Here is an 18,667-nt window from a genome sequence, read left to right on the forward strand (position 1 = left end):
TGGGTGGACGCGCCCCGGCCGAATCCTTCCCCCACATCTTCCGCTTTGGCGCAACTGACGGGGCTGCGTTTCGTGGCGGCCTTCGCGGTCCTGCTTTCGCACCTCGATTTTCTGGGCGCCGATCCTGGATCGTGGGGCAGCTGGATCTACGAGACGCTGTTTCGGCAGGGCTACTGCGGGGTTTCGTTCTTCTACGTCCTTTCCGGGTTCATCCTGAGCCATGCCTATGGGGGCCGACTGGCCAGCGGGGAGACGCCGCTGCGGTCTTACTTCCTGCTGCGAATCTGCCGGATCGGCCCGCTGCACTGGATCATGGCGCTATTCTTCCTCGCATGGCTGGCGGCGGCGAAAGGCGCGGTGCCGGGGCCTGGCACGATCGGGCTGAACATGCTGCTGCTGCACGCATGGTCGCCCGACTTTACCGTTCACTACGCGCTGAACGGGCCATCGTGGAGCCTCTCGGACGAGCTGTTCTTTTACGCCGCATTCCCGTGGTTGAGCCGGGTGCCCACCCGGATACTGGCGCTGTGCCTCGTCCTTGGCCTGATGCTTATCACCGCGCTCGCGGTTTCGGCGATGATCTGGCAGCCGGGCTATTCGCCAAGGCTGGAGTGGCTGTTCTACGTTGCCCCACCGGCGAGGCTGGCCGATTTCGTCACTGGAATGCTGCTCCATCGGGCTTGGCGGCAGAACTGGGGACGAAGGTGGGCAGGGACCACGGCAGAGCTATGCGCGACGCTGGCGATCCCGGCGGCGATGGTGGGATTTTCGCTGGCCGCCCTGCCGATGTCGCTGCGCTGGCAACTTGCCTATCTGCCGCTCATGGCTGGCGCCGTTCTGGTCTTCGCACACGGCCGAGGCGCTATTTCGCAGGTCCTGCGGAGCCGCTGGCCGGTACTGCTGGGCGAGGCTTCCTTCGCGCTTTACCTGACCCATCGGCCCCTTGTGACGTTGGCGGCCCGGCTATGGGGCGGCGATCCGGAGCGTGCACCAGTGCTGGCAGCGATGCTGCCGCCGGTTTGCATCGCGCTTTCGATAGCAGTGTTCCTGCTGTTCGAAAGGCCGTTGCTGCGCCGCATGCGGCGGCGTGTGCGGCAGCGGGGACAAACGAATGATCCGGCAGGGGGCGGGTTGAAAGCATGGCAACCGTCCTAGAACACCCGCCCTGGCGCCGCGCTATCCAGAGCGGTGTCAGCCTGGTGGTGATCACCATCGTCGCCTCCAACGTGCTGCGCATTGCCAGTACGCTCATCCTCACCCGCGTCCTTTCACCCGTAGATTTTGGCGTGGCGGGGCTGACCGGGGCGATCCTCAACATTCTGCTGATGATCTCCGACGTGGGATTCGGCGTCTACATCGTGCGCCATGCGCAAGGAGACGACCCCCGGCTCCTCGATGTCATCTGGACTCTGCGCCTGCTGCGCGGAGCGGTGCTGACGCTGGCCATGGCGGCCTGCGCCGAACCCCTCGCCATGCTGCTGGGCAAGCCTGCGCTGACCATCGCCATTGCGGTGACCGGCATCAATTTCGTGCTGGATGCCTGTTCCTCGCTCGCCCCTTTCAGCGCGGTGCGGGAGGAGCGGCTCTTCATGCTCAGCATGCTCGATATCGCCAGCGCCGTCACCCAGACGGTTACCGGGATCGTGCTGGCCATCGCGCTGCATAGCTACTGGGCCATCATCTTTGCCGGGCTGGTCGGCGCCACGATCAAAGCCGTGCTCAGCTACGTGCTGTTTCCAGGCTCCTTGCGCCGGTTCGCCTTCGACCGGCATGAAGTTGCCGAGCTATGGCATTTCGGGCGAACGATCGCCGGCGCCAATACCATTCAGGTGCTGCTTTCGAACGTCGACAAGATCGCGCTGTCGCGCATTTTCCCGCTGTCGCTGTTCGGCCTCTATTCGCTCGCCGCGAACCTTTCCGGCGTCGCATCGGGTTTCACTACGCTTTATCCTAGCCGCATCCTGCTGCCTGCTTTCGCGCGGGCATACCGCGAGGACCCCGGCTCGATGGCGCACGCCTATTACGACAGCCGCCGGACCCTGACGCTGCTCTACATGATCGCCATGGGTGGGTTCATCAGCATGGCCCCTGCGGTCGTCAACTTGCTCTACGACCCGCGGTATCAGGCGGCGGCGACATACCTGCAACTTCTCGCCCTGGCGCCTGCGATGACGATGAACATCTATGCCGCGCGCGAAGTGCTGATCGTCGTCGGCAGGGTGCAGGCGTTGCTTTACGGCAATCTGGTGCGCCTGACCTGGCTGATCGTGGTCGGGACCTCCGCCTTCCTCGCCTTCGGGCCGATGGGGCTGGTCGGCGCGGTGGGATGCATAGAAGTGCCGGTGCAGGTCTACTGCTGGCACGAACTGCGCCGCGCAGGACTGTTCCGGGCAGGGCAGGAAGCGCTGATCATCGGCGCGCTGGCTTTCGGAGCAGTCCTTGGCCTCATCGGCGACAAGCTCTACTTCATGCTGATTGCTGGCTGAGGCGTAAACATCGGGCGCATTGCCGGGACAGCAGCGCGCATTACCGCGCGGCTCACCAGTCCGGCACCGGCCGCCAGCAGGACCACGTAAGTCGTTTCGTTCCGTCCGTAGCTGGTGGTGACCAGGCTGGCCATCAGGCCGATCAATCCGGCGAAGCTTGCCGCACCAGCGGCGGCCGCATCGCGGCCCAGCGCCGGTCCGCGTACAAACAGTACACCCAGCACACCGACAAGCATCGCGTAATAGAGCGAGGCGCCAAACACCCCTCCGCGCATCAGGATGGTCAAGGGCTGGTTGACCAGGTCGATAATCCCTTCCCCCTGCCGCAGGCTTTCCAGATTGTCGTAGATATCCGTCATGCTGAGGCCGGTGATCCAGTTTTCCCGTGCAAGCGCGAGCCCGCGCGACAGGAGTTCGGAGCGGTAGTCGACCGACCCGGCGGCATCCTCGCCCGTGCCCATGGATGCCGCCAGCGTCGGGATCACGTGCGACAGCGCCAGCAGCGCCGCGCCGCAGATCGGGACGGCCAGCACTAGCTTGAACAGTCCGCCCCATCTCCGCTCCTGCACCATGCAGGCGACCAGCCCGGCGATGATGACGATGTAGCCGATCCGTGCCAGCGTGAAGAACACGCCCGAGGAGAGCAGCACCAGCACTGCGAAGAACGTGAGTTTTGATCCGATCTGTTTGCGCAGTGCCACGGCGATCACGACCGCCAGGCCCAGGAACAGCGACAGGCTGGTGGATTCCGCAAAGCTCGCACGGGAACGGACAAGGCCGCCGCGCTGCTTTGCGTAGCCGGAACTGGTTTCGGGGTCGGCGCCTATGCCTTGTGGCATGGTGTCGTAAAGCAGCCAGTGGCGAGGTGCCTCGAACGTCGCGATCAGGGCCAGTATGCAAGCGCCCAGAAGCAACGCCAGCATCAGGTCTGACGGTGAGCGCGATCGAACGAAAGCGCGGCTGACCGCCAGATAAGGCAAGCCAAGATTCAGGATAATCTGGTTGCAGGCCCGGATCGAAAAGGTGAGATCGTTGCCTCGGCAATCCATGAAGGCCTGGACGATCATCATGCTCAGGAACAGCATGTCCCATGCCTGAAGCCTCGGTTCCAGCAGCCGCTGACCCGAAAGCACCATGGCCAGGATATAACCGATACCGAGCAGGTGGACATAGTTGAGCTGGGCAAAGGTCAGCCCGCCAATGGCAATCGTGTAGATCATCATGGGCATCAGCGGCAGGCACAGCAGAAACAGCTGACTTCGCAGTTCCAGCGCCTGCATGGCGGGAAGGACCAGACCAGCGCGGCTGACTGCCGGTGCCGTTACTATCAAAAGGATGACACCGGCTGCGAAGATCGCATAGTGCAGGCCGAAAGTGCCAAGGATCGGAAGCGCGAGCACGATCGTCATCTGGTGCGGCCCGCATAATGTATGCAGCCTTCCAGGCAGCTGGCGAAGGCCCCATACTACAGCGCTGGTGAGCATCAGGATCGCAAGATAGGCCATGGTTCAGCTCGCAGTGCAGAGCAAGGAGGGGCAGAGCAGGGAGGGGCGCGGGCCGCCGTCCCGGACCCAGTCGTAGACCCGGCCGATCTGCTCGGCCTTGCGGTCCCAGGTGAATGTCGATTGTACCCGCGCCACGGCAGCGTCTCCCAGTCGGTCCAGCTTGTCGGGGTTGGCGAGGACATCCAGAAATACGGTACGCAGGCCGTCAGCCAGAGCCTCGGGTCCGTCGAAGGGCACCCGGATACCGGTGTCGTCATCCATCAGTTCGGTAGGGCCGCCATAGTCGGCGACGATCGGCGCAACGCCCAGCGCCATCGCTTCCAGCACCACGCCGCCGCCGAATTCGCGGATGCTGGGGCAGGCGAGGAAATCGCAGTCTACCAGCAGTGTCTGGACCTGCCGGTGCGGCACCTCGCCGTGGAGTGTCACCGCATGATCCACTCCCAGATCCCTGATAAGCGCGGCGATGCTCTCCCGCTCCGGGCCATCGCCGATGATGTCCAGGTGCAGTTCCCGCTTTGCCAGCATGTCCCATGCCGCACGGATCAGCACATCGGCGCATTTGTAGGGAACCAGACGGCCAACGAAGGCCCCCCGCAGCGGCGCCTTGGCGCGGCGGGTGCGGCGCAGGCCGAAGCGGGCGGGATCGATACCGTTCTCCGGCAGGTGAAAGCTGCGCGGCTGCGCTTTCGCGGGCAGTTCTGACAACGTGTAGAGCGAACCCGCCAGGATCGCAGCGGCATCGCGCCGGGTCGCGGCATAGCCGGGAAGCCACTTGTAAGCCCCGCGCAGCCGTGACAGCCACTCGCGCTCACGCAGCATCCGGTCGGCAAACCCGGCGGGCCATGGTAGCCCTCCGTTCAGCGGGCCGACGACCAGCGGAACCCCGATCCGTTTGAGCTTGCGCGCAAGGAAGGAAGGCGTCGTCGGGCTCATCGGGGTTAGCCGGTGGACGATATCGTACTCACCCGATTCCAGAGCCGGGCGGAAACGGTCCCACGCCGCTTTCTCGAAAGCGTAGCAGCCTATCGGTGCAAGTGCTTGATAAATAGTCCAACCACGATTGTCGCTCGCTCCCAGAAACCGGGCGATGCGAAAAATCCGGCGGACCATCGGTTCGGTGTCGATGATCGTGAAGTCACGGTCCTCCTTCCAGCCCAGCGCCGCGATCGCGGAGCGGTTGCGGATGTGCGTCACGAGATGGACTTCAGCCTGCCGGGCCAGCGCCTCGGCAATGCACCAGGCCACCAGGGGCACGCTGACCATGTCGGGGTTGGCGATTTCCGCCAGCAGCAGGATACGCCGGGGCCTTGGGGGAGGGGCCGGACTGGGGCCCTGCACGTGATGGTCCGAAATCTGCCCGGTACTTTCAACCACCATAATACGGATACCTGTCAGCGCCGGGGCGAACGGCTAGAATCGCGGCGGAAGAAGGACTTGCCCGAACGCCGGGTCCGTCCCGGCAGCGTCCTTCCGGTCTTGTCGGCACTATATGGCCGCCGCCCGCAACATCCGATCATGCCCATTGGGAGGGGAGAAGCGCGTGGGGAGATTTCCGGTGGCAAGGTACGCCGTGCGATGGCTGTTCGTGGCCTGCGTGGTCGCGGTGCCGCTAGCCGCTTGCGGAGAAGGAAGCCTCGCCGCCGCCAGCAAGGACGATCCCCCCGGGATGGCGGCCGACATGGGTGCGGACATGGGCATGGGCACCAACCTCGACGGGCTTGCCTATTGGAGCACCGCGCTACCGACCCTCGATGTCATGAAATCCGCCGGCGGGTGGCTGCCGCAGGCCGATGGCAGTTACGACACCGGCGAAACCGTCCCGCTTGACCGGGACGGGTGGGCCTTGCCCTCTGCCGATCCTGCCGGCCGGCGTTATCGTTCGCTGGTGGTCAACGTCATTCACGACAATCCGGCAGCACCGCCCAGCGCGCGATATGTCGTCCTTTACGATGGAACGGGCCAGATCGCCGCGCTCGACGTGGACGGCGGACGCATCGTCTCTCAGGCGCCCGGCGAAATGCATGTGGAGGCCGGGCGCGGCGGTAGTCTTTACCTTCGCCTCGATGCCGGCGCCTCCTTGCGAAACATCCGGGTCGTGCGCGAGGACTACCTGCCGCTCTACCGCGCGGGCCTCACCTTCAACCCCGATTTCCTTGCGCGGATCGATGCGTTTCAGGTCCTGCGGTTCATGGACTGGATGAACACCAACGCCTTGTTCGCGCCTACCGGCGGGCCGATTACAGACGAAGCGGCGATCAACGCCGCACCGCAGCTCAAATGGGCCGACCGGCCGCGCCCAAGCTCTATGCATTGGGGCGAAGGCAGCCGGGGCGTGCCGGTCGAGGCGCTGGTGGAGATCGCCAACCGTACCGGCGCGGAGCCGTGGTTCACGATGCCGGTCAATGCCAGCGACGATTATGTCCGGGGCTTCGCTGCCTATGTGCACGAACACTTGCGGCCGGACCTGAAGATCCATGTCGAGCTGTCCAACGAGGTGTGGAACTGGATATTCCCGCAGGCCCGTTATGCGCAGGCGCAGGCGCGGCGCGTCTTTGGCCCGAATGGCGACTGGCTGGAATGGTACGGCATGCGCGCGGCGCAGGTCGGGATGATCTGGAAAAAGGCCTTCAACGAACCGGAACGGCGCAGTTCCCGTGCGGGCAGGGTGTCGATGGTCTTCGGCACCCAGTTCGCATGGCGCGGGCTGGAGGCAAAGGGACTGGACACAAGCAACTGGCGCGACGCCGAGGGGCGGCAGATGCGCGCCTCCGATTATTTCGACGAATATGCCATCACCGCTTACTACGACGGGACGATGAACACCGACGAGACTGTGCCCGTCGTGAAGGGCTGGTGGAAGGACAGCGACGGCGGATATGCCCGCGCAGTCGCCGCGCTGGACAAGCGCATCGCCGATTTCAACGCACCGCTCTATCGCTATCACGCCGAGCAGGCGAAGGCGCATGGACTGCGACTGGTCAGCTACGAAAGCGGCTTCGGCGAATACACGCCGATTTCGCAGCACGACAATGAGGCCTATACCGATTTTCTGGTCAAGCTGCAGCGCAGACCCGAATTCACCGCGCTGGAAACCGCCAACTACAAGGCTTTCGCTGCGGCCGGCGGGCGTCTTTTCATGAACTTCGGCATCATCGGCACGCCTTCGAAATGGGGGAGCTGGTCCGCGCTGGAGTCAGTGGGGCAAAAGACTTCCCCCCGGTATAGCGCCATGATGGCCTGGCTCGCCGCCCACCCTCCTTCGCCTTTGCGGGGCCCTGCGGTGGCTTACGCGCCCGCGCGCCTGATGATTGGCAAGCCGGGCGGGTCCACGCTCACGCAGACGGAGCATGGCTATGACGTTCTGGTCGGCACCGCCGGGGACGATCGGTTCATCGCCAGTGGCGCCCCGGGAGGGCGCATCGACGGCGGCGGCGGCACCGATACACTGGTCCTGCCGGCAAAACGCGAGGCTTATCGGTTCGGCGCAGAGGCTGACCAAGGCTCAGTCCGTGTGGAAGGCCCCGGCGGCGGACAGGATATCTCTCGCATCGCTCTGGTCCGGTTTGGCGAAGGGCGTCCGGTCGCCCTTGCACAGCTTCTGTCAGAGGACCGAGGGCTTCGCCTCGCTGATGTAGAGCGGGTTGGAGGTGTCCCGGCGCCGAAATAGCCGGGGCCATTGCACCCGCAGCCTTGCCCATTTCAGCCAGACCATGGGTCCGGGATAGTCGCGCCATTGCAGCGAGCGCTGGTAGGCAAGATACCGCGGCGTGAAGCTGTCGCTGACATATCTGCTGCAGTCTTCCGCCGGAATCTCCCGGCGTTCGGCCCGATGTGCGGTGACGAAACGGGCTGCGATCTCATGCAGGCGGTCGGCTGTATCCTTGCGCATGCCCTCGGGCCGCACCGATGTATGGATCGTTTGCCCCTGCAATATGGCGGATGATACCAACGCTATGTAATAGACGCCCGCCGAAGTCAGATGCACGTCATCCCGGAATATCCGCGCCAGTATCGACCGGGTGTCGGGCCCTTCGAGACCCGGAACCGGACGGCGCGAAGTAGCCTCCTCGACCAGCACAGTCAGGGCAGACGCGGCAGGAATGGTCGCCAGTCTGTCGGCGCGTCCCTCGGCGGCAAGGTCGTGGTTTATACGTCCGGCGACGCAGCGCCAAAGCGGGGCTGCAGCCCGTTCGTACGCGATCCACGACGAGGGATCGTCAAGGTCGACGACGTTCATCCAGGCCTCGAACAGATAGGTCTGAGCATCAGGATTCTGGGCGATCACACGCTCATGAAAATCGCGAAGGAGGCGCAGGCTGTCGTTCCATACGATGCTGCCCAGCAAAGTGTGCTGCTCGGTGATGACAAGGGTATCGTAGGCCCTTTCTCCGGGCGCAAGCGGGCGCCGCAATAGCGCAAGCATGTCCAGCGGCCGATCGTCCCGGTCGGTTCCGGCAGCATATCCGGCCCAAGGAACAGGCCCGGAGCCCATCGTCCGATCCTTTATCGAGGAGCCTTCCAACGCCTGCATGTTCCAGTCCATCGGCCTGCCGAGGCTGGCTGCAATGCCTTCGAGATATTCGGGATAAGGATGGTCGGTCAGGCTGTGGCCGGATACGAGCAGGCGGCGCGGAACACGGGCGGGAAGGGAAGGGCCGGCCATTATTTTCCCGGTTTCGAAGGCTGGCGGCGACCCCGTCACCACCGGCAGCGCCGGGCCGACTTGCCATAAAACCAGGCCGATAACCGCCAGCGTACACAGTCCATAGACCCGCCTCATATGCCTGACGGCCGGATCAGGCGGCGCTGCGCAGGCGCCATTGCCGGGCGATCTCGAAGATCAGTGGTCCTTCGACAAGGTAGCGACGCCACAGCCGCCTGGGGTCGCTCAGCAGGCGGAACAGCCATTCCATACACATCTTCTGTACGATCCGGGGGGCGCGGGTCTGTTCGTCCGTCAGGAACTGGAGGCTGGCGCCCACACACAGCCCTACACCGGTCGCCTGTCCGGTGCGGCGGATGCGATAGGCAAGGATTTCCTGCTGCGGAGATCCCACCGCGATGAACGTATAGCGGGCCCGTGCCTCGATCGCGAACTGCACCGCGTCCTGCGTCGCGGCGGTATCGTGGATGAAGCCCATCGGCGGGTTGTGATGGACAAGGTTGGTCAGGCCGAAGCTCTCGCGCAGCTTGTCGATCGCGCCGCTGCTACCTCCGATCACTGCGATCCGGTCGTCCGGGCGGATGACTTCGCGAAACAGCGCGACGGTAAGGTCGCTGCCGGGGACGATCGGCAGGGCCATGTCGGCGCGTGCCGCAAGGCGCCCCAGGATGCGGCTGTCGCACAAGGTGATCCAGGCATTGCGGTACATTGGCCAGAGGTCCGAGCGGGCATGCTGGATACGCACGACATGATCGACATTGGGAGTGACGATGTAGGCGAAAGGTGCGCTTGGGGCGCGCTGCTCGACATCGAGAAGCACGTGCGTCTGGTCACGCCAGGCGAACTTCATGTCGATGAATTCCGACGTGCGCTGGTGCCCGCGAACCCGCTGCACTGCGGATGTTCGCCCACCAAAAACGGGCAACGGGCCCGCAGCAGCGACCGGAAGAGCTGACATTTCCATCCCTGTTCACCCCTATTACCGCACCGATTTACTATTTTCTTTTGATTATCGTGCGGTTCACAATCTTCAGTAAGCTTTGTTATACATTGTGGGCTACCTTCCGCATTCGCGGCTATTGCGATCTCAGTATCATCCGGGACGTTTTACCTACGGATTTGCAGGGATGTGGTCTTGCCCATCCCCTTTCGTGTGGTGAGAAATCGGACCCCCCTTGGACGAATAACGCAAGGCGTGCGCCGGTCGTACACTTGGCCCTCAACAACGGGGGTAAACCGAGATGTTCTGTTTGCGAGGCAGTATGGCCACCCTCAAGGCGCTGCCGGGACTTCTCGCTGCGCTTTGCATGGGAGCGCCTGCGCTGGCGGCCGCCAAGGACGTGGTTCCGGTGGTCCAGGCCAGCGGTGTGGATCCCGAATACCGCGTTAATCCCGGCGACGAGCTCGACATCCTTGTATGGGGCGACGAGCGGTTGCAGCGCCTGGTCAGGGTACTGCCCGACGGCACCCTGAACTTCCCGTTGGCCGGGCGCGTCAGCGCGGCCAACCGTACCGTGCGCGAGATCGCGCTGCAGATTCGCGACAATCTTGCTCCCAATTACCGGGAAGCGCCGCCAGACGTGACCGTCGCGGTCCGCGAGGCTACCGGCATGCGCTTCTACGTGATGGGCAAAGTGCGGACACCGGGCGGATTCGCCTCGGGCCGCTCCGTAAACGTATTGCAGGCGTTGAGCATGGCCGGAGGACTTGCGGAATTCGCCGACGTCAAGAACGCGATCATCCTGCGCCAGACAGCGCAGGGGCAGACAGTCGAGCCGGTACGTCTTTCCCGAGTGCTCAAGGGCGCGCGCAAGATGGACACCGGGCGGCTCGATGTGCCCTTGCCCGTACTGGGAGCAGGCGATGTCCTCGTCATTCCCTGAGCATGCGGCCTGTATGACCGAGCGCTGCCGTCAGCTTCCCGCCGTGGCCTTCGCGCTGGTGCTGCCGGGACTGGCCGCCTCGCCGGCGGAGGCCCGGACCGAACCGAAGCTGGAGGTGGACACGGCGATTTTTGCCTCGTCCAATCCGCTGCTGCTATCCACCGAACGTGCGGGCGCAGTGATGGTAGAGGTCGCGGCATCGCCCAGCGTCATGATCACCACCCAGAACGGTTCGACGGTGCTCATCGGCGGCACTTTGAGGCGGCGCGATTACAGCCGGCTCTACGGCCATTTCATGCTGGGAGACGCACGCGTCGAAGGACGTTACCGGGATAGCGAGTATCTGAACATTGGCTTCGCAGCCGGTTTCGAGCGGATGCTGGCGCTGGACCTGCTGACCTCCAGCCCCGATGCGGCGACCGATCCCGGCGCGATTCGAAACAGCTGGTTCTCCGGCATCGATGCGGCCTGGACCCCGAACGCATACGAACTGTTCACGCCGGAAGTGCGGGTGGAGCGGACATATTATACCGGCAGCAATTTGTTGCTCAACGCCGAAGCGCTATCGATGGGCCTCGGCTATTCGCGGCGCACGGGACCGCGCACCAGCATTGGCCTGAGGGGCCGCAATTCGATCAGCTCAGTGGCCGGTATGGGCAACGTCAACACGGCCGCGCTCTATGCCACTTTCAACCGGAAGCTACCCGACCATGCCAAGATTCTGGTGGAGTTGGGCGTGTCGAGAACCGGCGAACAGAAGGAAAGAACCGGCGGCATCGCGGCGGCTCGGCCAGGCCGCACACTGCTTGCCGGACGATTGGAAGTTTGCCGGGAGGACGGGGAGTGGGCTCGCCGTGGGCCGACCGGATGCTTTTCCACTTCGCTCGATACCGAAGTCAGCGGGCTCGGCGGGCTGCGCCGCAACGCGATCGTATCGCTTTCGGTGATGCAGCCGGTCGGCGCGAAGTTCGTGCTGCGCGGTTCCGGCGAATTTCGGCGTTCGACGCTGGTCGGCGGCGTGCCGGCGACCGGGCCGCCCGATACTTTCGGCGACGGCGCCACGGATGCCGTGCGCGCCATGGCCGCGCTGGACTGGAAATTGCGTCCGCAAATTATCCTGACCGGCAACGTCCAGTACGCGCGCCGGCAGATCGTGAACGGTGATCGGATCGGCGCCGCCTACTTTGGCATTCAGCTCAGTTACAAGCCCGGGATCCGCAGATGAGTGACCACATATGACCGACGAGCAAGCACCGAACCTCAGCGTCATCAGCCCGCTCGAGATATTCGCCATCTTTTTCCGGCGGCGCTGGTGGATCGTCGTGCCTGCGGTGGTCGGCACTGTTGTGGCTCTGGCGGCGGCGCTGCTGATGACCCCCGCCTACCGCTCGCAGGCGACCCTGCTGATCGACGCGCCCGAGATACCCACCGGCTTCGCTCCCCCCGTCCAATCGGCGAACTACGCGAATGAAAGCGTGGCCAAGATCCGGGAACAGATCATGAGCCGGGCCAGCCTGACCCGTCTCATCCACGAGGCCGGCCTTTACAAGCGCGAGCAGGACGAGATGTCGTTCGAAGACCTGCTGGGCGTAATGCGCAATTCGATCGCAGTGGACCTCGTCAGCGCCAGCGGGCGCCAGCCATCGGGCAACGGCAACGACACGATCGCCTTCGACCTGTCCTTCACTTATTCCGACCCCGTGGCCGCCCACAAGGTAGCAGAGCGACTGGTCGCGATGTTCCTGACCGAGGACAAGCGGCTGCGTACCGAAAAGGCCGTAAGCACCGCTTCGTTCCTGACCCGCCGCGTCGATGATCTGCGCGCGCAGATGGTGGAACTGGAAGTCAAGCGCCGCGAGGTGGAGAGCCGCTATGCCGGGGCACTGCCCGATCAGGTGGCCCTCAGCGCGCAATCGGGCTCGTCGCTGCGCGCGGAAGTGTCGCGGCTCGATGCGGAAACCCAGGGGTTGATGCAGCAGAACGGCCTTCTTGCGGCGCGCAGCGAGGAGATCGCCTCGGCGCCCAAGCCCGAATTCGAAGCGCTGCGCACCGCCGAGGATCGGCTTGCCCAGCTTTCCGCGACGTATTCCGATACCTACCCCGATGTTGTTGCAGCGCGCGCAGCGGTATCGCGGCAGAGGGAGGCGGCCTTGTCGTCGATGCGCCCTTCGCCCGGCAGCGGCGTGGTGGCATCGGAAATGGCGGCAGCCCGCTCGCGCATATCCTCGCTGGCGGCGCGGCGCGGGGAATTGGTGGGCTCGATCTCGCAGATGGACCGGATGACCGCCATGGCGCCCCAGGCGACTTACGAACTCAACAATCTCGAGCGTGACTACGACAACCTCAAGCGCCAGTACCAGGACGTGCGCGACAAGCAGATGGAAGCGCAGGTCACCGCCAATCTCCAGGCGGAGAACAAGGGCGAGCGCTTCTCGGTCGTGAACGCGGCCAGCATACCGGGTGACCCGATCCGCCCCAAGCGCATGCAGATGGTGGCCGGAGGGCTCTTTGGAGGGCTGGCGCTGGGCTTCGCACTGGTGGTCGTCTGGGAGGTCCTGGCCGGTCCGATCCACGGCGTCGGCGCGGTCACCCGGCTGATGAACGCGCCGCCGCTGGCAGTGGTCCCGGTGCTGGGCTCCGGTTCAACATCGCCGTTATTCGAACGCATCAGCAGGTTTCTGCAGAAGCGGCGAGGGCCCCCCAATTCCCGTCGAGCGGAGGCATGACGATGATTACTGTCGGCAAGGAAGATTTCGTCGCACAAACCAGCCCCTGCACGATCGTCGATCTCGAACGGCGCCGGGTTCGGCTCGACCGCGAGAAACTGCTCGAAAACGGCATTTTCGGGCTGGAACACATGGACCCGCGCGCGCGAACCTTTATCCTGCTGCGATCGCAGATCATGAACGGCTTTTATGCCGAGGGTGGGCGCATCCTGGTGGTTACCTCTACCCAGGCGGGCAACGGCAAGACGTTCGTCACCGCGAACCTGGCCTGCGCCCTCAGCCTGATCCAGCCCACCGTGCTGATCGACCTCGACCTGCGGCGACCGACCATGGCAACGCGCTTCGGCCTGACGGTGAATGCCGGCGTCGACGACTATCTGCTGGGCGATTGCGAGTGGGAAGACGTCGGCCAGAAAGTGGCGGGACTGGACCTGACGCTTTATCCCGTGCGTGAACCTCGCCAGGATTCGTCGACGCTGCTGTCGCTGGACCGGCTGGCGGGCGCGATGACCGCGATCCGCGCCATGCCGTATCAGCCGCTGTGCATCATCGACACGCCGCCAGCCCTGGTGCTTGACGACGTGATGCTGATCGCACGCAAGGGCGACGGGATCGTGATGGTGATCGAGGAAGGCCGCACGACCTCGGGCGAGTTGAAAGAGGCGATGCGCCTGCTTGGCGCGCCGCGCATCGTCGGCACGGTCCTCAACAAGTCCATGACCAGCGGCACCCGCCGGTACGATTACGACTACTACGAACCAGCCTGAAAGCTGTGGGCAGGTGACGATGGCGGTCTGCGAATTCCCCACGGATTACGCTGCCTGCGCGGGCCGCCAAGCCTCGAATATAGTAAGTAGACATCGCAATGGCCGCGTCGAACGAGGCGGCTCCCCGTTCCTTCCAAAGGTGAAGATGGACGCATGAAACTCAGCGAACACCCCGTCGCCATGCCCGCACTGGCACGTATCCCGGCCCTGATGCCGATAGACGTGCCGGCAGAGCCGCCGACCCCGGTCACGCAGCCTTTCATGCCCCCGTTGGAAGAATTCGTTCCCTTTCTGGAAACCATCTGGAGCAACCGCTGGCTGACCAATTCGGGGCCGTTCCACCAGCAGCTGGAGCGCGCGCTCGAACAGTATCTTGGCGTCCCGTACATTTCGCTGACGTCGAACGGCACGACGGCCCTGTGGCTGGCGCTGCAGGCGATGAAGGTCGGCGGAGAGGTCATCACCACGCCGTTCACGTTCGTCGCCACCGCCCATGCGCTGCGTCTGGTGGGAGCGACGCCGGTCTTCGTCGACATCGACGAGGAAGACTGCAACCTCGCGCCCGCCGGGATCGAGGCCGCCGTCACCGACCGGACCAGCGCGATCCTGCCGGTCCATTGCTTCGGCCACCCTTGCGATACGGCGGCGATCTCGCGCATCGCAGACGTCTACGAACTCAAGGTCATCTACGACGCGGCCCATGCCTTCGGCGTTCAGACCGGCGGCCAGAGCGTTCTTCGGCAGGGCGACCTTTCCGTCCTCAGCTTCCACGCGACCAAGGTGTTCAACACTTTCGAGGGCGGGGCGATCGTTTCGCCGGATCAGCGCACCAAGTCGAAGATCGACCGGCTGCGCAATTTCGGCTTCATCGACGATACGGTGATGGCGCGCGCCTCGATCAACGGCAAGCTGAACGAATTGCAGTCCGCTTTCGGCCTGCTTCAGCTGCGCTACATCGATGATCTGATCGCCCGGCGCGGCGAAATCAGCGCCCGTTACCACGCAGCTTTGGCGGACATCGACGGCATCGCGCCATTCAGGATCGGCGGGGGTGCCACGCTCAACCATTCCTACTTCCCCATCCTGGTGTCCGAAGACTATCCGGTCGACGCCGATGCCCTATGCCGCCGCCTGCAGGCTGCCGGCATCCTGGCGCGGCGGTACTTCCATCCGCTGATCTGCGATATGCCCGGCTACCGGGACCTGCCTTCGGCGCGTCAGCCTCTGCCGGTAGCACGCCGCATCGCCCGGCAGATCCTGTGCCTGCCGATCCATCCCAATCTCAGCGATAGCCTTGTCGATCGAACCATCGACATTCTCAGCCATGGCTGAAGCGCCCTTGCGCTCGGCGATGAAATGGGCGCGTGACCTGCCTGCGCGAACCGCGCTGCGCTGCGCCAATTCGGCCATGCTCAACCCCCTACTGATGCAGGGTCACGAAAACGCGCTGGCGCGGCATCAACCTCTTTCGCCAAGCCTTTCCGGCGCAGACTTTCGCATCGTTGAAGACCTGCACCGCGACGGCATCCACATCACCAGCCTGGACGCGCTTGGCCTGCCGGGATCGGACGAGATGATGGCGGCGGCGCGGAGCCTGTCTCGCGATTTCGCCCCGGAAGCGCGCCGGCTCGCGGCAGAGGGGCAGGAGTTCATCATCGTCCCGCCTTCCGACATCGCTTCCCGTCCGGAAATCTTTCGATGGGGTCTTCACGAGAGGCTGCTCGATATCGTGGAAAGCTACCTCGGGCTGCCCGCCGCCTATGACGGCTTGCAGCTCATCTACACCGTCGCCGATGGCAAGGAAGCGGGCCCTCGGCGCTGGCACCGCGACTGGGAGGACCGGCGCACGATCAAGGTCGCTGTCTACTGCAACGATGTCGTTGCCGGCGGCGGCCCCTTCCAGATGATCCGCCGCCGCGATCCCGGGCAGGGGGGCGTCAACGGCTACCGCTACATGCTGGCGGACGACGCAGCGCTCACCGAAAGGCTGGGGCCAGGGTACGAAACGGACATGGTCAGCTGCGAAGGACCTGCCGGCACCGTCATCTTTTGCGAGACAGCAGAGCATTTCCACCGCGGCCAGCCCGCCCATAAGGTGGACCGTACAGCCTTGTTCCACAGCTACTTCGCCCGGCAACCGCGCCATCCCTTCTATTGCGAACGCTCGGGCATCAGCCGCAGACAGATCGCCGACCTTGCCCGGCCATTGAATGCGCGCCAGCAGGCCTGCGCGCTCTGGCGGCGCGAACTGCCGCTCCCGGTCCGACTGATCCCGCCCGCCGGGCTTTAGCGCCAGGCGAACCATCCGCATTGCACTGCGCGGCGCGGATCGGCACAAGGCCTCGCGTGAACACCGACTATCTTCTTGCCGGCGCGGGCCTGCTGGCGGGCGCGATGAACGCGCTTGCCGGGGGCGGTTCCTTCGTGACCTTGCCGGCCCTGATGGCAACGGGCGTACCCCCGGTAGTCGCCAATGCCTCGAGCAGCGTCGCCCTCTATCCCGGCGGTGCCGCCAGCGCCTGGGTCTACCGCAAGGACATCGGCGCCGTGGCGGGGGTGTCGTTGACGCGGCTTGCGGTGATTTCCCTACTCGGCGGGGCGATCGGCAGTGTGCTCCTGCTGGCAACCCCGTCCACCCTGTTCAACCGCGTCCTGCCATGGCTGCTGCTCGTCGCCACGCTTGCACTGGCATTCGGCAAGCGCATCGCCACGCGCCTTCACGGGGAAGGGGGCGGGGAGGGCGCCGGGCCGAAAATCATCCAGTCGGGCCAGTTCCTGCTCGGTATCTACGGTGGCTATTTCGGCGGCGCTGTCGGCATCATGATGATGGCGTTCTGGAGCGTGACTACCTCTACCGGCCTCAATCGTCTTCAGGCCCCGCGCACGGTACTGGTGACTGCGGCCAACACCGCCGCCATCGCCATTTTCGCCGTGATGAACGCGGTACGCTGGCACGACGTACTTCTATTGGCACCCTCTGCAATAGCCGGCGGCTATCTTGGAGCATTGCTGGGAACCCGTCTGCCTCGCCGCGTTGTCGAGGCTGTTACGGTGGCCCTCGCAGGTATCGTGACTGTGGCCTTCTTTGCCAAGGCCTATTATTAAAACCTCGGGCCGGCTGTAACTACAGCCCGCACCCTGTTGATTTTTCGGGCATTGCATCAAAGGCCTATCGCCTGCATGAAGAGCCATCGAGGTCGAAGGGGAAGTCGATGCGCGCGATTTGGGCAGGTTGGGCAGTTCTGGCAATGCCCGCTTCACTGGCTGCGCAGGAGGCCCCGCCGCTGCCCGGCGGTGCCAGCGCACAGGGCGATCTTTCGGTAACGATTTACAACAACGACCTCGCGCTGGTGCAGGATGTGCGCCCGCTGGACCTCGGCAAGGGCCGGGTGCGGCAGAGCTTTCCCGATGTCAGCGCCCAGATCAGGCCTGAAACGGTATCGCTCACCGTGGCCGACGCCGCGATCGTCGAACAGAATTTCGACTACGACCTGCTAAGCCCATCCAGCCTGATGGAAAAAGCCGTGGGCGAGACGATCACGCTGATCCGCACGAACCCGGCAACCGGCGCCGAAACGCGGGAGCGGGCGAAAGTCCTGGCCGTCAACGGCGGCGTGGTCCTGGAAATAAACGGCCACGTCGAAGTTCTGCGCGATGACGGGCTGCCGGTGCGCGCCGTGTTCGACCGTGTACCGGAATCGCTGCGCGCCCGTCCGACGCTGTCCGTCACACTGGCGAGCAATCGCGCCGGTAATCGCCCCGCGACGCTCTCCTACCTCTCCAGCGGCCTTGGCTGGAGCGCCGACTACGTCGCCCTGTTCGACGACAAGAGCGGCACTGTCGACGTGCAAGGCTGGGTGACGCTGCGCAATACCAGCGGCACGACCTTCAACGCCGCCAGAACACTGCTGGTAGCCGGTGATGTGGGCAGTTCGGACGGCTCAAATCAGTATGTCCCGTCCTACCCTTCACGCCGGACAACGCGCATCCAGCCCGGCACCGAAAGCGCGGACCGCGAACAGCTCGGCGATTTCTATCTCTACCCGCTGGCAGAGCGCACGACGATTGCCGACAAGCAGACCAAGCAGGTCAGCTTCCTTGACGCCAAGGGCGTATCCGCCAGTTCGGGCTATCGGTTCGAGAACCCTTGGCTGGGCACCGCGAACGAGCCGCGCAGCGCCGCAAGCGTACTGCGTTTCGCCAATTCCGGCGCTGCCGGATTCGGTGATGCTCTGCCTGCCGGGACAGTGCGCGTGTATGTCCGCGACGCGCGCGGGCAACCGCAGTTCACCGGCGAAAACCAGATCGACCACACCCCGCAAGGTTCCTCCATCGCTTTGCCGACCGGCGATGCTTTCGACGTCAAGGTCCAGCCAACCACCGTCTTACGCACGCGTCTTGGCGACAACCGCTGGCGCACGCAGATGCGCTACCGCCTGACCAATGCCCGTTCACGCGCGGCGACGGTGGAACTGGTGCAGAGCGGGCTCGACTGGGGTGATACCCGTATCATTGACGAAAACCGCAAAAGCGAACGGCGCGATGCAGGTTCGGCGGTGTGGCAGGTGCCGGTGCCGGCCAATGGGGAGGCGGTGGTCACCGCGACGTTCGACACCCGCTACTAATGACTGCGC

The 18,667-nt window shown here is 64.4% G+C and carries 15 protein-coding genes; 11 read left to right on the forward strand and 4 right to left on the reverse strand.

Annotation, left to right across the window (positions count from 1 at the left end; genetic code table 11):
* The first annotated feature begins 3 nt into the window (after positions 1-3).
* Positions 4-1,155, forward strand: coding sequence for an acyltransferase (locus tag TQ38_RS25395; RefSeq protein WP_082057847.1), 1,152 nt, complete (start codon positions 4-6; stop codon positions 1,153-1,155).
* Positions 1,140-2,486, forward strand: a complete 1,347-nt coding sequence (locus TQ38_RS25400) for an oligosaccharide flippase family protein (protein WP_043978032.1) — start codon at positions 1,140-1,142, stop codon at positions 2,484-2,486. The genes TQ38_RS25395 and TQ38_RS25400 overlap by 16 nt, the downstream gene beginning before the upstream one ends.
* Here TQ38_RS25400 and TQ38_RS25405 read toward each other — a convergent pair.
* Both TQ38_RS25405 and TQ38_RS25410 read right to left on the reverse strand, forming a co-directional pair.
* Positions 2,462-3,991 (reverse strand): O-antigen ligase family protein, encoded by a 1,530-nt coding sequence (locus TQ38_RS25405; protein WP_043978034.1) that lies wholly within the window; start codon positions 3,989-3,991, stop codon positions 2,462-2,464. The genes TQ38_RS25400 and TQ38_RS25405 overlap by 25 nt on opposite strands.
* Positions 3,992-3,994: 3 nt before the next feature.
* Positions 3,995-5,371, reverse strand: a complete 1,377-nt coding sequence (locus TQ38_RS25410; protein ID WP_082057848.1) for a glycosyltransferase family 4 protein — start codon at positions 5,369-5,371, stop codon at positions 3,995-3,997.
* A gap of 178 nt (positions 5,372-5,549) precedes the next feature.
* Between TQ38_RS25410 and TQ38_RS25415 the strand changes: the two genes are divergently transcribed.
* Positions 5,550-7,661: a hypothetical protein gene (locus tag TQ38_RS25415; RefSeq protein WP_162792382.1), complete on the forward strand. Its 2,112-nt coding sequence runs from the start codon at positions 5,550-5,552 to the stop codon at positions 7,659-7,661.
* On the opposite strand, the gene TQ38_RS25420 is transcribed toward TQ38_RS25415, so the two are convergent.
* Together TQ38_RS25420 and TQ38_RS25425 are read right to left on the reverse strand one after the other, a co-directional pair.
* Entirely contained in the window at positions 7,596-8,657 is a 1,062-nt protein-coding gene (locus tag TQ38_RS25420) for a hypothetical protein (RefSeq protein WP_052505886.1), read from the reverse strand. The two genes, TQ38_RS25415 and TQ38_RS25420, sit on opposite strands and share 66 nt — an antisense overlap.
* 133 nt (positions 8,658-8,790) lie before the next feature.
* Complete coding sequence (locus TQ38_RS25425; protein WP_043978131.1) at positions 8,791-9,507, reverse strand: WecB/TagA/CpsF family glycosyltransferase; 717 nt, start codon at positions 9,505-9,507, stop codon at positions 8,791-8,793.
* Positions 9,508-9,919: 412 nt separating this feature from the next.
* Here TQ38_RS25425 and TQ38_RS25430 point away from each other — a divergent pair, with 412 nt between their 5' ends.
* The 8 genes from TQ38_RS25430 (at position 9,920) to TQ38_RS25465 (ending at position 18,658) form a co-directional block, all read left to right on the forward strand.
* Positions 9,920-10,540 (forward strand): polysaccharide biosynthesis/export family protein, encoded by a 621-nt coding sequence (locus tag TQ38_RS25430; RefSeq protein ID WP_236711045.1) that lies wholly within the window; start codon positions 9,920-9,922, stop codon positions 10,538-10,540.
* Positions 10,521-11,765 carry a hypothetical protein gene (locus tag TQ38_RS25435; protein ID WP_162792383.1) on the forward strand — a complete coding sequence of 415 codons (1,245 nt, stop codon included), beginning with the start codon at positions 10,521-10,523 and terminating at the stop codon, positions 11,763-11,765. The genes TQ38_RS25430 and TQ38_RS25435 overlap by 20 nt, the downstream gene beginning before the upstream one ends.
* A gap of 10 nt (positions 11,766-11,775) precedes the next feature.
* Positions 11,776-13,266: a Wzz/FepE/Etk N-terminal domain-containing protein gene (locus TQ38_RS25440; RefSeq protein WP_052505887.1), complete on the forward strand. Its 1,491-nt coding sequence runs from the start codon at positions 11,776-11,778 to the stop codon at positions 13,264-13,266.
* The gene (locus tag TQ38_RS25445; RefSeq protein ID WP_052505888.1) at positions 13,263-14,033 is read left to right on the forward strand and encodes a CpsD/CapB family tyrosine-protein kinase; all 771 of its coding nucleotides are present in this window, start codon (positions 13,263-13,265) and stop codon (positions 14,031-14,033) included. The genes TQ38_RS25440 and TQ38_RS25445 overlap by 4 nt, the downstream gene beginning before the upstream one ends.
* Positions 14,034-14,186: 153 nt before the next feature.
* Positions 14,187-15,365 (forward strand): DegT/DnrJ/EryC1/StrS aminotransferase family protein, encoded by a 1,179-nt coding sequence (locus TQ38_RS25450; protein WP_304481814.1) that lies wholly within the window; start codon positions 14,187-14,189, stop codon positions 15,363-15,365.
* Positions 15,358-16,323, forward strand: a complete 966-nt coding sequence (locus tag TQ38_RS25455; protein ID WP_052505889.1) for a hypothetical protein — start codon at positions 15,358-15,360, stop codon at positions 16,321-16,323. The genes TQ38_RS25450 and TQ38_RS25455 overlap by 8 nt, the downstream gene beginning before the upstream one ends.
* A 56-nt stretch (positions 16,324-16,379) precedes the next feature.
* The gene (locus TQ38_RS25460) at positions 16,380-17,138 is read left to right on the forward strand and encodes a sulfite exporter TauE/SafE family protein (protein ID WP_082057849.1); all 759 of its coding nucleotides are present in this window, start codon (positions 16,380-16,382) and stop codon (positions 17,136-17,138) included.
* A gap of 107 nt (positions 17,139-17,245) precedes the next feature.
* Positions 17,246-18,658, forward strand: coding sequence for a DUF4139 domain-containing protein (locus TQ38_RS25465; RefSeq protein WP_043978042.1), 1,413 nt, complete (start codon positions 17,246-17,248; stop codon positions 18,656-18,658).
* Positions 18,659-18,667: the final 9 nt, after the last annotated feature.

The organism is Novosphingobium sp. P6W, from assembly GCF_000876675.2.
In the GTDB taxonomy this organism is placed as follows: Bacteria; Pseudomonadota; Alphaproteobacteria; order Sphingomonadales; family Sphingomonadaceae; genus Novosphingobium.